This window comes from Pseudomonas sp. S3_E10, from assembly GCF_054667615.1.
In genome coordinates this window covers 2,042,620-2,057,727 of record NZ_CP162743.1, presented here as the reverse complement: position 1 = coordinate 2,057,727, position 15,108 = coordinate 2,042,620, and the positions used below count along the sequence as shown (strand labels likewise).

Genomic DNA, 15,108 nt, shown 5'->3' with positions numbered 1-15,108 from the left:
CAGGGGGCTGTGGCAGTTTCAGGGTCAGTGCACGACCCAACTGAGCAGCCACAGGCCCAGCATCAACCAGATAATCCCCATGATGATCGATGCCCGCATGAATGCGCGTACCGCCGAATACAACAACATCAGGCCGATGATCAGCGTGAGAATGCTGATGATCGAGGTGTCCATGCCCAACGTGCGCGACAGGCCTTCGATAAAGTTGCCGCCGGCATGGGTCAGCGCACCGAACAGCCCACTGAGGCCATCGACGATAAACCGGATGACGGAACCGAGCGCCTGGCCCAACCATTCGAAGAAGCTTTCTACCTGCATGTGTGTGTCCTGATGAGAAGGTGGGCGTATCTGTGCATTGGTTGTTATTGCGACAGGCTAGTTCCCTACAAGCATAGAGGTTTGCCGGTTTGAGGTTTCGATTAATCCTTCAAGGGCGTACACGGGGCCCACAGGGTTTACTGCGCTGGGCTCTTGGGTCTGTGCTGCTGGTGATTGCCCTGTTATGGCTGGCCGACCGCATCTGGCCCTTGCCCTTGCCCCAGGATGACCTGGCACGGGTGGTTCTGGCCGAGGATGGCACACCGTTGTGGCGGTTCGCCGATGCCAATGGCGTGTGGCGCTACCCGGTGCAGACCAACGAAGTGTCGCCGTATTACCTGGATGCGTTGCTCACCTACGAAGACCGCTGGTTCTTCCAGCACCCGGGCGTAAACCCGCTGGCACTGGCGCGGGCGACCTGGCAGAACCTGACCGGTGCGCGGGTGGTGTCCGGCGGCAGCACCTTGTCGATGCAGGTGGCGCGCTTGCTCGATCCGCATTCGCGCACCTTCCAGGGAAAGTTGCGTCAACTGTGGCGTACGGCGCAGCTGGAATGGCACTTGTCCAAGGATGAAATTCTCACCCTTTACCTCAACCGCGCGCCGTTTGGCGGCACCTTGCAAGGCGTGGCGGCGGCCAGTTGGGCCTACCTGGGCAAGTCCCCGTCACAGTTGACCCATGCCGAAGCGGCGCTGCTCGCGGTGTTGCCCCAGGCGCCGAGCCGTTTGCGCCCGGACCGTCACGCGCAACGCGCCCAGGCTGCCCGCGACAAGGTGCTGCGCCGCCTGGGCGAGTTCAAGGTATGGCCGCAATCAGCCGTCGATGAAGCCCTGCAAGAGCCGCTGTTGCTCGCCCCGCGCCTGGAGCCAAGCCTTGCCCCGTTGCTCGCCCGGCGTCTGAACCGCCCCGACAGCCCGCCGCTTATTCGCACCACCGTGGACGCCAACCTGCAACGCCGCCTCGAAGACCTGCTGCTGGGATGGCGTGCGCGGTTGCCGGAGCACACCTCGGCCGCGATCCTGGTGGTCGAGGCAGAAAGCATGGCGGTGCGCGCCTACCTGGGCTCGGTGGACATCAACGACGCCAAGCGTTTCGGTCATGTGGACATGATCAGCGCGTTGCGTTCGCCCGGCTCCACCCTCAAACCCTTTTTGTACGGCATGGCGTTGGATGAAGGCTTGATCCACTCCGAATCGCTGTTGCAAGACGTGCCCCGGCGCTACGGCGATTACCGGCCGGGCAACTTCTCCATGGGGTTTACCGGCGCGGTGCCGGCGAGCACGGCGCTGTCCAGTTCGCTCAACCTGCCGGCGGTGCAGTTGCTGGAAGCGTACGGGCCCAAGCGCTTTGCCGCCCAGATGCGTATCGGCGGCGTGCCCCTGGCATTGCCGGCGTTGGCCGAGCCCAACCTGGCGCTGATCCTGGGCGGCGCGGGTAGCCGACTGGAAGACCTGGTGAGCGGCTACAGCGCCTTCGCCCGCGACGGCAAGAGCGCCACCTTGCGATTGCAGCCGGACGACACGCTTAGAGAACGGCCGTTGCTGTCGCCAGGGGCTGCCTGGATTGTGCGGCGCATCCTCAGCGGCCAGGCACGGCCGGACCGCGACCCGCGCGCCGAACTGGTCCAGCGCCCGGTGCTGGCCTGGAAAACCGGCACCAGCTACGGTTTTCGCGACGCCTGGGCGATCGGCGTGGGGCCGCGCTATTTGATCGGCGTGTGGATCGGCCGACCGGACGGCACGCCGGTGCCGGGGCAGTTCGGCCTGGCTTCGGCTGCGCCGTTGATGCTGCAAGTACACGACGTGCTGACCAACCGCGACAGCCAGCGCGGCATCAGCGCCCCGGTTAAACCGGTGCCGGCGAACGTGGGTGTGGCGGCGATCTGTTGGCCGCTCGGCCAGCCCATGAGCCGCGGCGACCCCAATTGCCGGCGCCAGCGCTTCGCCTGGACACTGGACAACACCACGCCGCCGACCTTGCAGGCCTTGGACCAACCGCTGAGTGTGGGCTTGATGGAAAGTATCTGGGTCAACGCCAGGGGGCTGCGGGTGGATGCCCATTGCCCGGGCGCGGTCGCCAGGCGTATCGCCCTGTGGCCCGCGCCGCTGGAACCGTGGCTGCCGAGGGCGGAACGCCGTGAAGCGCGCATCCCGGCGGCCGACCCGGAGTGCCCGCCACCGGCACTGGCGGCGTCCTCGCCGCTGTCAATCGTCGGCGTGCGCGAAGGCGACCAACTGCGCCTGCCCGCCGGCAGCCAACAAACCTTGCGCCTGAAACTTTCCGCCCTGGGCGGCAGTGGCCGACGCTGGTGGTTCCTCAACGGCGAGCCGCTGGGCGACAGTGCCAATCAGGACTTCATCAATGCCAGTTTCGAGCGGTTGGGGCGTTATCAGCTCAGTGTCCTTGATGAGGCTGGCCAAACGGCACGCCTTGAATTCAGCGTTGTTGATTAAATTGCCATCGGGAGCAAGCCCCGATGGCGGCCTTGAGCACAACGCACCTATTCACTTGCCTTCATCCCTGATCCCCCCGAAGCTACACACCTTCAGGAGCCCAGCATGAACCTCGAACACCTCACCGAACGCCTGCACCGCATCCGCGATACCAACCACTGGAAGCAGTTCCACAGCCCGAAAAACCTGGCCATGGCCGCCAGTGTGGAAATGTCCGAACTGGTGGAGATTTTCCAATGGCTCACCGAAGACCAATCGCGCCAGTTGCCTGCCGATAAACTTGCCCACGCCGGGCAGGAAGTCGGCGATATCGTGCTGTACCTGCTGTTGTTGTGCAGCGAGTTGGGCCTGGACATGAACGAAGTGGTACGCGCCAAACTGGCCGACAGCGAACGGCGGTTTAGCCATGAGTGATCGCCATTTCGACCAGTTGGCCACGCGCTTTGCCGAGAAGATCTACGGTGGCGCCAAAGGTGCGATCCGTCTGGCGGTGTTGCAGGCCGACCTGGCCGAAGCGCTGCCGGATCGGCCCTTGCGCGTGCTGGATATTGGCGCAGGCCTGGGGCATATGTCGCTGTGGCTGGCCGAGCGCGGGCATCAGGTAACCCTGGCCGAACCCGCCGAGCCGATGCTCGACGGCGCGCGCCAACGGTTTGCCGAAGCAGGGCAGGCCGCGACCTTTATCCATGCGCCCTGGCAAGACCTGCTCGGCCAACTCACCGAACCCTACGACCTGGTGCTGTGCCACGCCGTGCTGGAATGGCTGGCCGAACCCCATGCGATCCTGCCGGTGCTGCATCAGTTGACGGTGCCCGGCGGCTGGCTGTCCCTGGCGTTCTACAACCGTGATGCGCTGATTTACCGCAACCTGCTCAAAGGCCACTTTCGCAAAATGCGCAAGAACGACATGGCCGGCGAGAAGCAGAGCCTTACCCCGCAGCAGCCCCTCGACCCACGCGAATTGGCGGCGCAACTCCAGGGGTTGTGGCAGGTCGAAAGCCAAAGTGGGGTGCGGGTGTTCCACGACTACATGCCGGTGGAATTCCAGGCCCGCGCCCATCTTCAGGACCTTGTAGAGATGGAACTCGCTCACCGTCGTCACCCAAGCTTTGCCGGACTTGGGCGTTATTTGCACTGGATCTGCCGTCCGGTTTAAGCGGCCCAGTCTGCGGAGGTCGAAATGCGTCGTCTCTGTTTGATCCTGTTATCCCTCGGCCTGAGCGCTTGCTCAAGCCCCAACCCCTACGTCGCAGCCTCGGCCCCGATGCCGCCGGCACCGGCCCAGGCGGCCACCACCTTTGATACCAGCGCCTACCCGGCGCCGGTGCGCGATTACGGCGCCTACCGCAATTGGGCCTGGCGCAACGGCCAGCTGCCGGCCGGCACGGCGTGGGCTGATTCGGCGCAAGTGGCCGAAGCGGTCAGCGGTGCCCTTGACCAGCGCGGCTTGCGCCCGCTGCATGACAAGCGTGCCCCGGACCTGTGGGTAAGCGCCGATGTGCGCCTGGAGAAGCGCCTCAAACAGGTCCAGGACGACTATGGCTACGGCTACGGTGGCTATAACCGTTACGGCAATGGCTACGGCATGTACAACTCGGCGCCCATCGTGCGCACTTATGAAGTGCAAGTGGTGGTGGTGCGCGTCAATCTGTTCGACGCGCGCAGTGGCCAGCCGGTGTGGAGCGCCAGCGCGGAAACCAGCAGCCAGGGCAGCCTCAGCGAGCGCGCGGATGCGTTGCGCCAGGCGGTGCAAAAGGCGCTGACGGCGTATCCTCCGAGTTAACAGCTATTCTCATCTGACGCCTTGCTCGTTTTTGGAGATCACCATGTTTCGTCGCATCGCTACGCTTGCTGTTGTCGTGCTGCTGGGCGGTTGCCAGACCAGCCAGGTCAACCACGATTTCGACGCCAGCCGAGATTTCGCCGCCTACCGCAGTTGGGCCTGGAAAGACCCGGCGCTGCAATACCGCCCGGATGATCCGCGTATCAAGAGCGACCTTACCGAGCAGCGCATCCGCCAAGCCGTGGGCGACCAACTCGACCAACGCGGCCTGCGCCCTGCGGCGGCCGGTACCAGGGCTGACCTGAACGTGCAGGCGTACCTGATCGTCGAAGACCGCCAGCAACAAGTCACCACCCGCTACGGTGGCGCCTGGGGTGGCCCGTGGAATGGCTATTGGGGCGCGCCGATGTACGACGAAACGCGCAACATCACCTACAAAGTCGCGACCATCCAGATCGACCTGCTCGACGGCAAGGACGGCAAACTGGTGTGGCGCGGCAGCGATGAACAGATGATGAGCAGCACGCCCAACCCGCAGGATCGCGACAAAGCCATCCGCACCACGGTCAGCCGCGTGCTCTCCAGCTATCCGCCGCACTGAAAAACGCCGCACCGGCCCCAGAGGCTGTCGTACCGGTGGTGATGGTCAGGTCGCGGGCGGTTACGCCTAAGATCGGCAAGCTGCCCAGGGTGGTGCCCAGCGTGTGTCGGTGCCGGCGCCGCTGCTGCAGCCGCCGAGCGTCATTGCGACTGCCAGGGCCAATGCGGTACTGGTTTTCCAAATGTATAGGTGTTTTAAATCAGAAGCTTAATTAACAGAAGCGGGCCTGATCAGGCCCGCTATAACTTTTTGCGTATATATACAATTAATCAATGCCGTTCCGTGATCGGCTGCCATTTACCCCGCATATGTTCAATGTCGCCCGCACCTTTCAACATCAATTCGCCACGGGCACCGGCAGCACTGGCAAGCAATACCACTTCACTGGGCAGGCGCACGGGCTTCTGGAACTCGACCGTTAGTTCAATATTGGCCGCGGGCAGATGCTCAGCCAGTGCGGCGAGTGTGCGCGCCTTGTTCCACAGGCCGTGGGCGATGGCCTGGGGGAAGCCGAACAGTTTTGCAGTGAAGGCACTGAGGTGGATCGGGTTGTAGTCGCCCGACACACGGGCATAGCGGCGACCGATATCGGCCGGGGCTTTCCAACGGGTGATTTCGCCGGTTTGAGTGGGGGCGGCTTGCACGGCCTGCGCCGTTTCGCCGTCGAGTTTCACGCCTCGGCACAGCATGCGACTTTCGGCTTCCCACAACAGGCCGAGGGAATCTTCGACGCGGGTCACCACGTCAAACGTCGCACCCTTGGGGTGTGGCTGCAGGTTTTGCGCGTGCACGGCGATGGACAGTTCACTCACACCGCCCAAAGGCCGGTGGATGCGTATGCGGTTGCTCAGGTGGATCAAGCCCAACAGCGGGAAAGGAAAGGCGTGATCGGTGAGCAGCTGCATCTGCAAGCCGAACGCCAGGATATGCGGGTAGGTGGCCGGCAGCACCGGGCTGTCGGCAAACCCGCAGACTTTGCGATAGGCCGCCACCTGCCAGGAATTGACGCTGACCCGGCAGCGCACGCCCTGTTCAGGCAGGGCCGTGCCGGTGATCTTGCGTTTGAGTGCCGCGCGCCAATACAGCGGCGGCAGAAACGGGGGGCTGCTCAAGGTCTGCCATTGCATGCATCACGCTCCTAATAGGCTTTGCCCACACACCCGCACGGCTTGCCCACTGACCGCACCGGAGCCCGGCTGGGCCAGCCACGCCACGGCCTCGGCGACGTCCTGCGGCACACCGCCCTGGCCCAGCGAACTCATGCGTCGCCCGGCTTCGCGCAGGGCAAACGGAATGTGCGCGGTCATCTGGGTTTCGATAAACCCTGGGGCCACGGCGTTGATGCTGATCCCGCGTTCCGCCAGCAGCGGCGCCCATGCCTGGGCCAGGCCAATCAAGCCTGCCTTGCTCGCGGCATAGTTGGTTTGCCCACGGTTACCGGCGATACCGCTGATGGACGCCAGCAGCACCACGCGTGCGTTGTCGTGCAGGGTGTGGCTGTCGAGCAGTGCCTGGGTCAGTACTTGCGGGGCACTGAGGTTGACCGCCAGCACCGCGTCCCAATATTCCGGGGTCATGTTGGCCAGGGTCTTGTCGCGGGTGATCCCTGCGTTGTGCACCAGAATGTCCAGGCCATCGGGCAACTGTTCGATCAACTGGCCGGCGGCGTCTTCGGCGCAGATATCCAGCACCACTGTGCGCGCACCCAGGCGCGCGGCCAACGCTTCGAGATCGGCCTTGGCTTGGGGCACATCCAGCAGGATGACGTCGGCGCCATCGCGGGCCAGGGTTTCGGCGATGGATGCGCCGATGCCTCGGGCCGCGCCAGTGACCAGCGCCTTGCGCCCGGCCAACGGGCGAGTCCAGTCTTCAACGGGCGTGGCGCAGGCCTGCAGGCGAATCACTTGGCCAGAGATGTACGCGCTTTTTGGCGAGAGGAAGAAGCGCAGCGCGCCTTCCAACTGGTGTTCGGCACCGTCGCCGACGTAGAGCAATTGCAGCACGCCGCCGTTGCGCAGCTCTTTGGCCACGGAGCGGCTGAACCCTTCCAGGGCGCGCTGGGCGCTGGCGGCGAACGGGTCGCGCAGGCTTTCCGGGGCACGGCCGAGGATCACCAGGTGCGCGCTGTTATCCAGGTTTTTCAGCAGCGGTTGGAAGAACTCGCGCAGTTGCTTGAGTTGATCGGTGTGCTGCAAGTGGCTGGCATCGAACACCACGGCCTTGAGTTTTGGGCCGTGCCCTGGAATCCACGTCGAGCTCTCGGTGCCGTAGCTGTAGATGGCCTCGGTGAGTTTATGGGCAAACGCCTGCACCCGGCTCGCCAGCGCGCCGCCGCCCACCAGCAGGGCACCGTCCACCGGGCGCAGGCGCCCGGCTTGCCAGCGTTCCAGGCGTACCGGTGACGGCAGGCCAAGGGCGGCGACCAGGCGATGGCCGAGGCTTGAGTTGGCGAAGTCGATATAACGGTCAGACATGGAACGCTCTCCGAAGGCTGGGGTTCAAAGGGTTGACCATCCCAGGGTAGCAGTCGTTCGACTAGGCTCAGCTATCTGGCCCACCGCAGCCGCCCACCCCACAGAGGGAGCTTTCCATGACTCAATTGCGCCGTGTAGCGATCATTGGCGGTAACCGCATTCCGTTCGCCCGTTCCAATGGCCCCTACGCCACGGCAAGCAACCAGGCGATGCTGACAGCGGCGCTCGAAGGCCTGATCGAACGCTACAACCTGCACGGCCTGCGCATGGGTGAAGTGGCCGCCGGCGCGGTGCTCAAGCATTCGCGTGATTTCAACCTCACCCGCGAATGCGTGCTGGGCTCGCGCCTGTCGCCGCAAACCCCGGCCTACGACATCCAGCAGGCCTGCGGCACCGGGCTGGAGGCGGCGCTGCTGGTGGCCAACAAAATTGCGTTGGGCCAGATCGAATGCGGCATCGCGGGCGGGGTGGACACCACCTCCGACGCGCCGATCGGCGTGAATGAAGGGCTGCGCAAAATCCTGCTGCAGGCCAACCGCAGCAAATCCATGGCCGATAAATTAAAACTTCTGTTACAACTTCGTCCCCATCACCTCAAGCCCGAGCTGCCGCGCAATGGCGAGCCGCGTACCGGGTTGTCCATGGGCCGGCACTGTGAGTTGATGGCGCAGACTTGGCAGATTCCCCGTGCCGAGCAGGACCAGCTCGCCCTTGAAAGCCACCAGAAAATGGCCGCGTCCTACGCCGAAGGCTGGCACAACGATTTGCTCACTCCGTTCCTGGGGCTGACCCGCGATAACAACCTGCGCCCCGACCTGAGCCTGGAAAAACTGGCGGCGCTCAAACCCGCGTTCGAACGCAGCGAAAAGGGCACGCTCACCGCCGGCAACTCCACGCCGCTCACCGATGGTGCATCCCTGGTGCTGCTGGGCAGCGAAGCCTGGGCCCAGGAACGTGGCTTGCCGATCCTGGCCTATTGGCGCGATGGCGAAGCGGCAGCCGTGGATTTCGTCAACGGCGCCGAAGGCCTGCTGATGGCGCCGGTGTATGCCGTGCCACGGTTGTTGGCGAGGAATGGTCTGACGCTGCAAGACTTCGATTACTACGAGATCCACGAAGCTTTCGCGGCCCAGGTGTTATGCACCCTCAAGGCCTGGGAAGACGCCGACTACTGCAAGACCCGCCTGGGCCTGGACGCGCCACTGGGTTCCATCGACCGCAGCCGGTTGAATGTGAAGGGCAGCTCGCTGGCGGCCGGCCACCCGTTTGCCGCCACGGGTGGCCGTATCGTCGCCAACCTGGCCAAATTGCTGGGCACGGCGGGCAAGGGGCGCGGGTTGATTTCGATCTGCGCCGCGGGTGGGCAAGGCGTCACGGCGATTATTGAGCGTTGATTGCCATGGAAACTGGCATATAGGATGCATTCTTGAGTGGTCAAAGGTCGGTCGCCTCTCCCACCGGCGGGCCGATTGCCGTATAACGAGTGCCATACGCGTATTTGGTAATAAAGGACCCACAATAAAAGCTGATGAAGACTCCTAAACGCATTGAACCCCTGATCGAAGACGGTCTGGTCGACGAAGTGCTGCGCCCACTCATGAGTGGTAAAGAAGCAGCTGTTTATGTGGTGCGCTGCGGCAACGAATTGCGTTGCGCCAAGGTTTACAAGGAGGCGAATAAACGAAGTTTTCGTCAGGCGTCCGAATACCAGGAAGGGCGCAAGGTCCGTAACAGCCGTCAGGCCCGGGCCATGGCCAAGGGCTCCAAGTTCGGCAAGAAAGAAACCGAGGATGCCTGGCAGAACGCCGAAGTCGCGGCGTTGTTTCGCCTGGCCGGTGCTGGCGTTCGCGTGCCCCAGCCGTTCGACTTCCTCGAAGGCGTACTGCTGATGGAACTGGTGGCCGACGAGTACGGCGATGCGGCGCCGCGTCTGAACGACGTGGTGCTGGAGCCGGACCAGGCGCGTGAATACCACGCCTTCCTGATCTCCCAGATCGTGCTGATGCTGTGTACCGGCCTGGTGCACGGTGACCTGTCCGAGTTCAACGTGCTGCTCACACCTACGGGCCCGGTGATCATCGACCTGCCCCAGGCGGTGGATGCGGCGGGCAACAACCACGCGTTCAGCATGCTGGAGCGGGATGTCGGCAATATGGCTTCCTACTTCGGGCGCTTTGCCCCGGAGCTGAAGAAGACCAAGTACGCCAAGGAAATGTGGGCGCTGTATGAAGCCGGCACTTTGCACCCGGCCAGCGTATTGACCGGTGAGTTCGATGAGCCGGAAGAATTGGCGGACGTGGGCGGTGTGATCCGCGAGATCGAAGCGGCACGTTTGGATGAAGAGCGTCGTCAGGCGATTCGGGCTGCGGATGATGCGCCCGCGAGCAAAGCGTCCGAAGAGCCACCGCCTCCGCCTTGGATGCAGTGATCTTCCAGCAAATGAAGATCTGAAAAATGTGGGAGGGGGCTTGCCCCCTCCCACATTGGTTTTTGGTGGGCCACTAAGATGATCAGGGGCAGCAACTGCCCGATGCCAACTCCTTGAGAATCGGGCAATCCGGTCGATCATCACCGTGGCAGTGTTCCACCAAGTCTTGCAACGTGTCGCGCAGTTGCCCCAGTTCCACAATTTTCTGATTCAACTCCTCGATATGCTGGCGTGCCAGGGCTTTCACATCGGCGCTGGCCCGTTGCCGGTCCTGCCACAGGGTCAGCAGCTTGCCGACCTCCTCCAGTGAAAACCCCAGATCCCGCGAACGCTTGATGAATGCCAGGGTGTGTAGGTCCTCAGCGCCGTACACGCGGTAACCGCTGTCGGTACGGTGGGCGGCCTTGAGCAGGCCGATGGACTCGTAGTAACGAATCATCTTTGCACTCAGCCCGCTCTGGCGGGCGGCTTGGCCGATGTTCATGGGCGTTGATCCTCCAGATCCTTGGGTTTCCAGGTTTTGAGCAGCAGTGCATTGCTCACCACGCTGACACTGGACAAGGCCATGGCTGCGCCCGCAAGCACCGGGTTAAGCAGGCCGAATGCGGCCAGGGGAATGCCGATCAAGTTATACACAAAGGCCCAGAACAGGTTCTGGCGGATTTTTGCGTAGGTCTTGCGGCTGATCTCCAGCGCGGCCGGCACCAGGCGTGGGTCGCCGCGCATCAGGGTGATCCCGGCGGCGTGCATGGCCACGTCGGTGCCACCGCCCATGGCGATGCCGATATCGGCGGCGGCCAGGGCCGGGGCGTCGTTGATGCCGTCGCCGACCATGGCCACCACCGCGGTTTTCTTCAGTTCGGCGACGGTGGCGGCTTTATCGGCGGGCAGCACTTCGGCGTGTACGTCGTCGATGCCCAGCGCCTGCGCGACTACTCGCGCGCTGCCGCGATTGTCGCCGGTAAGCAGGTGGCTGCTGATATTGCGTGCCTTGAGTTGCGTCACCGCTTGCAGTGCGCCGGGCTTGAGGGTGTCGCCAAAGGCGAACAGCCCCAGCACCTTGGGTTGCGCGCCTTGTTCAAGCAGCCACGACAGGGTGCGGCCTTCGGCCTCCCAGTCTTGGGCGCGGGTGGCCAGGTCGCCTGCGCTCAAGCCGCTCTCTTGCAACAAGCGGCGGTTGCCCAGGGCCAGTTGCCGGCCGTCCAGGGTGCCGGCGATGCCGCGTCCGGTCAGGGATTGGCTGGCGCTCACATCCGCGACTGCCAGCCCTCGTTCGTCGCAGGCATCCAGCACTGCCTTGGCCAACGGGTGTTCGCTGCCACGCTGCAGCGCGCCGGCCTGTTGCAGCAGCAAGGCTTCATTGCCATCCAGCGCCGCCAAGTGGGCGATTTTGGGTGCGCCGGACGTGAGGGTGCCGGTCTTGTCGAACACCACGGCGCTCACTGCATGGGCACGCTCCAGGGCTTCGGCGTCTTTGATCAGGATGCCGTAGCGGGCGGCGACGCCGGTGCCGGCCATGATTGCAGTCGGGGTGGCCAGCCCGAGGGCGCAAGGACAGGCGATCACCAGTACCGCCACGGCGTTGATAATCGCGGTTTCCAGCGAGGCGCCGTATAACCACCAGCCCAGCAGAGTGATCACGGCCAGCACCAGCACGGCCGGTACGAAGACCTGGCTGACTTTATCCACCAGTTTCTGGATCGGCGCCTTGGCGGCCTGGGCGTCTTCCACCAGGCGGATGATCCTGGCCAATACGCTTTCGGCGCCCAGCGCGGTGGTGCGTACCAGCAGGCGGCCTTCGCCATTGATGGCGCCGCCGGTGACCTTATCGCCCGGTTGTTTGGGCACCGGCAGGCTTTCCCCGCTGATCAGCGCTTCGTCGGCGTGGCTTTGCCCTTCGAGCACTTCACCGTCCACCGGGAAGCGCTCGCCCGGCTTGACCAGCACCCGGTCATCCAGCTTCAGCGCGCTGATGGCCACATCTTCTTCGCGGCCGTCCTGCACACGAATGGCGCGTTCAGGGCGCAGGGCTTCCAGCGCACGGATGGCGCTTGCGGTCTGGCGTTTGGCACGGCTTTCCAGGTATTTGCCGAGCAGTACCAGGGCAATCACCACGGCCGAGGCTTCAAAATACAGGTGCGGCATGCTGCCTGCGGGGGCGGTGAGCCATTCATACAGGCTCAGGCCGTAACCGGCGCTGGTGCCGATGGCCACCAGCAAGTCCATATTGCCGGCACCGGCGCGCACGGCTTTCCAGGCGGCGCTGTAAAAGCGCGCACCGAGGATGAATTGTACGGGAGTGGCCAGCGCGAATTGCGCCCAGGCGGGCAGCATCCAGTGCATGCCGAAGGGTTGCACCAGCATTGGCAGCACCAGGGGCAGTGCCAGCGCAATGGCCAGCAGCAGCGCCCAACGCTCGCGGTGCAGGCGCTGGGCCTGGTTGGCGTCGGTGGCGGTTTCACTTTGGGGCAGGGTGGCGGTGTAGCCGGCTTTGTCGACGGCCGCGATCAATACGGCCGCGTCCATCTGGCCCATGACTTCAACATGGGCGCGCTCGTTGGCCAGGTTGACGCTGACGCTTTGCACCCCCGGCACCTTGCCCAGCGCGCGCTCGACACGCCCGGCACAGCTGGCGCACGTCATGCCGCTGATGGGCAGGTCAAAGGTGGTGGATCCGTTCATGGGGCAGTCCTCCGGAAGAAGTTGCGCCTAGGATCAACCTTGACCTGTGGGGAAGGTCAAGCGCCTTAGTAGTCCAATTTGGCGCCTTTGAGGTACATGCCGTCCGGGCCTTGGGCGATACGCAACTTGCGCACGTCACCGGCCTTGAGCGTGATGTTTTGCGCAGGCGGAGCGAGCAGACCGGGCAAGCAGCCTGCTGCCTGGCCCGGCAACAGTTTGAGGCGCAGCGATACCGTTCCGGGCGCCAGGTTGAACGAGGTGGCCTGTTCCTGGAACAGCCGACCGGCGAGCTGGTCATTGAGATACAGGCCGATCTCACAATTGGTCGACACCTCCAGGCGCTCCCGGGAAATGATCAGCACTGCATAGTCTTCAGCGGCGCTGGCCAGGGGCGCAGCGGCAGACAAGCTCATCAGGCCGACAAGGCCAAAATACGACCAGCGCATGGCGAATGCTCCGTGGGTTGAATCAACGATGCCTCAAGCTTGGCCGACCGTGCCGCCGAATACCAGCCCGGCCGATATTTTCAAAACTTGACCTTGCCATCGTGGCAAGGTCGAGACTGGCGTCAACCTCATCAAAGGAGTCATGTCATGCAAGTATTCAGCGTTGAAGGAATGACCTGCGGCCATTGCGTCAAAGCGGTGACCCAGGCGGTGCAGAGCCAGGACCCGGCGGCCAGTGTGAAGGTGGATCTGGCTGCCGGGGAAGTGGGCGTGGAAAGCCGTTTGTCTGCCGACGAGGTGATCAACCTCATTAAAGAAGAAGGCTATAAAGCCACGCTCGCCTGATTTTAATAGTTAGCGAGCTATCGTTATGTTCAAGGCACCCAGGCCCGGCTAGACTGTCGGGCTGCCGACTCACTTGGGTGCCTGATGAACCTTCGCATAATTCTGATCCTGGGGGCCTTGAGCGCCTTTGCCCCGCTGGCGATCGACTTTTACCTGCCGGGCTTTCCGGCAATGGCCACGGCGTTCGCCACCGATGAAAAACACATCCAGTTGACCCTGGCGGTGTATTTCGCAGGGTTGGCCATCGGCCAATTGATCTACGGCCCGCTGGCGGATCGCTTTGGCCGGCGCGGGCCGCTGCTTAGCGGCGTGACCTTATTTACCCTGGCGTCTTTCGCCTGTGCCTACGCACCTTCCCTCGACTGGCTGATCGGCGCCCGCTTCGTGCAGGCCCTGGGCGGTTGCGCGGGCATGGTGATTTCCCGCGCGGTGGTCAGCGACAAATGTGATGCGGTGGGCTCGGCCAAGGTGTTTTCCCAATTGATGCTGGTAACCGGCCTGGCGCCGATCCTTGCGCCGCTGGCCGGCGGCTTGATGGTTGGGGTGTGGGGCTGGCAGTCGATTTTCCTGGCGTTGTCGATCTTCAGCGTAATGGCCGCCGTCGCCGTTGCATTCGGCCTGCCGGAAACTTTCCCGGCCCATCAGCCGCGCCAGCCGCTATCCGGATCGTTGCGCCGCTACTTCGGGCTGCTGTCGGACCGGGTTTACCTCGGTTATGCGCTTACCGGCGCGCTGTCGATTGCCGGCATGTTTGCCTATATCGCCGGTTCACCGTTCGTGTTTATCAAGCTTTATGGCGTGCCCGCCGAGCATTACGGCTGGGTGTTCGGTTCCAACGCTGCCGGTTTTATATTGGTGGCGCAGCTCAACGCGCGCCTGCTGGCCAAGCGTGGCCCGGCGTTTTTGCTGTCGCGCACGGTGTGGCTCTACGCGTTGGCAGGCATGACGCTGCTGGGCATTTCGGCGTTGCACACTGATGCACTGTGGCCATTGCTGGTGCCGCTGTTTATCTGCATCGCCAGCCTGGGCTGCATTTTGCCCAACACCTCGGCCTGCGCCATGAGCGGGCAGGGCGCCCGTGCCGGTAGCGCCTCGGCGTTGCTGGGCTGCATCCAGTTCGGCGTGGCGGCGGGGGCCGCGTCATTGGTGGGGATGTTGCACGATGGCACGGCTATGCCAATGGCGATGGTCATCAGCTTGTGCGGTGTATTGGCCGTGGCGGTAGCCGTGTCGACCCAGCGCCTGCAGCGGGCCAGGGCCTTGCAGGCGCAGGCCTGAAGGACGCTCAGCCGGCGGCGGATTGTGGCTGGCTGAGCGGGAAACGATGGGGCGCCTGGATGCGCGCCTGCAGGGTATCGGCAAAGGCGCGAGCCTCGGCTTCGGTGTGGAAAACAATGGCTTTCTGGTCCAGACGGACCTCCCATTGGGATTTTGCTAACGCTTTTATCAGGATCTTCATTGCTGACTTCCTCACGTAAAAGAATCGTGGCAAAGGCGGCCAATATAAACCTGAATACGCTCACAAATATGACAAGGATCAAGTCTCTGACTAGCGGTGTCGTCCCTTACTCACGCGAA

General features: G+C 63.5%; 16 protein-coding genes. 9 read left to right on the top strand and 7 right to left on the bottom strand.

The window, feature by feature from the left end; genetic code table 11:
- Nucleotides 1-24 precede the first annotated feature (24 nt).
- Nucleotides 25-318: a hypothetical protein gene (locus AB4N98_RS09330; protein ID WP_017527871.1), complete on the bottom strand. Its 294-nt coding sequence runs from the start codon at nt 316-318 to the stop codon at nt 25-27.
- A gap of 161 nt (nt 319-479) precedes the next feature.
- Between AB4N98_RS09330 and pbpC the strand changes: the two genes are divergently transcribed.
- The 5 genes from pbpC (at nt 480) to AB4N98_RS09305 (ending at nt 5,155) form a co-directional block, all read left to right on the top strand.
- Nucleotides 480-2,771 (top strand): peptidoglycan glycosyltransferase PbpC, encoded by a 2,292-nt coding sequence (gene pbpC, locus AB4N98_RS09325; RefSeq protein ID WP_068937851.1) that lies wholly within the window; start codon nt 480-482, stop codon nt 2,769-2,771.
- A 105-nt stretch (nt 2,772-2,876) separates the two neighbouring features.
- The gene (locus tag AB4N98_RS09320; RefSeq protein WP_017527869.1) at nt 2,877-3,185 is read left to right on the top strand and encodes a MazG-like family protein; all 309 of its coding nucleotides are present in this window, start codon (nt 2,877-2,879) and stop codon (nt 3,183-3,185) included.
- Entirely contained in the window at nt 3,178-3,927 is a 750-nt protein-coding gene (locus AB4N98_RS09315; protein WP_017527868.1) for a methyltransferase, read from the top strand. The genes AB4N98_RS09320 and AB4N98_RS09315 overlap by 8 nt, the downstream gene beginning before the upstream one ends.
- A 24-nt stretch (nt 3,928-3,951) precedes the next feature.
- Complete coding sequence (locus AB4N98_RS09310; protein WP_017527867.1) at nt 3,952-4,554, top strand: DUF4136 domain-containing protein; 603 nt, start codon at nt 3,952-3,954, stop codon at nt 4,552-4,554.
- A gap of 43 nt (nt 4,555-4,597) precedes the next feature.
- Complete coding sequence (locus tag AB4N98_RS09305) at nt 4,598-5,155, top strand: DUF4136 domain-containing protein (RefSeq protein ID WP_068937852.1); 558 nt, start codon at nt 4,598-4,600, stop codon at nt 5,153-5,155.
- Between the two features lie 269 nt (nt 5,156-5,424).
- On the opposite strand, the gene AB4N98_RS09300 is transcribed toward AB4N98_RS09305, so the two are convergent.
- Nucleotides 5,425-6,282, bottom strand: a complete 858-nt coding sequence (locus AB4N98_RS09300; protein WP_065879407.1) for a MaoC family dehydratase — start codon at nt 6,280-6,282, stop codon at nt 5,425-5,427.
- A gap of 3 nt (nt 6,283-6,285) precedes the next feature.
- Entirely contained in the window at nt 6,286-7,629 is a 1,344-nt protein-coding gene (locus AB4N98_RS09295) for a 3-oxoacyl-ACP reductase (RefSeq protein ID WP_068937853.1), read from the bottom strand.
- Nucleotides 7,630-7,745: 116 nt separating this feature from the next.
- Here AB4N98_RS09295 and AB4N98_RS09290 point away from each other — a divergent pair, with 116 nt between their 5' ends.
- On the top strand, nt 7,746-9,023 hold the full coding sequence (locus tag AB4N98_RS09290; RefSeq protein ID WP_065879405.1) for an acetyl-CoA C-acetyltransferase: 1,278 nt from the start codon (nt 7,746-7,748) through the stop codon (nt 9,021-9,023).
- Nucleotides 9,024-9,157: 134 nt separating this feature from the next.
- On the top strand, nt 9,158-10,057 hold the full coding sequence (locus AB4N98_RS09285; RefSeq protein ID WP_017527845.1) for a PA4780 family RIO1-like protein kinase: 900 nt from the start codon (nt 9,158-9,160) through the stop codon (nt 10,055-10,057).
- 82 nt (nt 10,058-10,139) lie between these two features.
- Here the strand turns inward: AB4N98_RS09285 and cueR are convergent, their stop codons facing one another.
- The 3 genes from cueR to AB4N98_RS09270 all read right to left on the bottom strand — a co-directional run bounded on the left by cueR (nt 10,140) and on the right by AB4N98_RS09270 (nt 13,185).
- Nucleotides 10,140-10,541: a Cu(I)-responsive transcriptional regulator gene (gene cueR / locus AB4N98_RS09280; RefSeq protein WP_065879404.1), complete on the bottom strand. Its 402-nt coding sequence runs from the start codon at nt 10,539-10,541 to the stop codon at nt 10,140-10,142.
- On the bottom strand, nt 10,538-12,739 hold the full coding sequence (locus AB4N98_RS09275; RefSeq protein WP_065879403.1) for a heavy metal translocating P-type ATPase: 2,202 nt from the start codon (nt 12,737-12,739) through the stop codon (nt 10,538-10,540). The genes cueR and AB4N98_RS09275 overlap by 4 nt, the downstream gene beginning before the upstream one ends.
- 65 nt (nt 12,740-12,804) lie before the next feature.
- Nucleotides 12,805-13,185, bottom strand: a complete 381-nt coding sequence (locus AB4N98_RS09270) for a hypothetical protein (RefSeq protein ID WP_017527842.1) — start codon at nt 13,183-13,185, stop codon at nt 12,805-12,807.
- Between the two features lie 147 nt (nt 13,186-13,332).
- Between AB4N98_RS09270 and AB4N98_RS09265 the strand changes: the two genes are divergently transcribed.
- Together AB4N98_RS09265 and AB4N98_RS09260 are read left to right on the top strand one after the other, a co-directional pair.
- Complete coding sequence (locus AB4N98_RS09265; RefSeq protein WP_017527841.1) at nt 13,333-13,530, top strand: heavy-metal-associated domain-containing protein; 198 nt, start codon at nt 13,333-13,335, stop codon at nt 13,528-13,530.
- A gap of 84 nt (nt 13,531-13,614) precedes the next feature.
- Entirely contained in the window at nt 13,615-14,808 is a 1,194-nt protein-coding gene (locus AB4N98_RS09260; protein WP_017527840.1) for a multidrug effflux MFS transporter, read from the top strand.
- Nucleotides 14,809-14,815: 7 nt separating this feature from the next.
- On the opposite strand, the gene AB4N98_RS09255 is transcribed toward AB4N98_RS09260, so the two are convergent.
- Nucleotides 14,816-14,989: a hypothetical protein gene (locus tag AB4N98_RS09255; protein WP_017527839.1), complete on the bottom strand. Its 174-nt coding sequence runs from the start codon at nt 14,987-14,989 to the stop codon at nt 14,816-14,818.
- Nucleotides 14,990-15,108 lie beyond the last annotated feature (119 nt).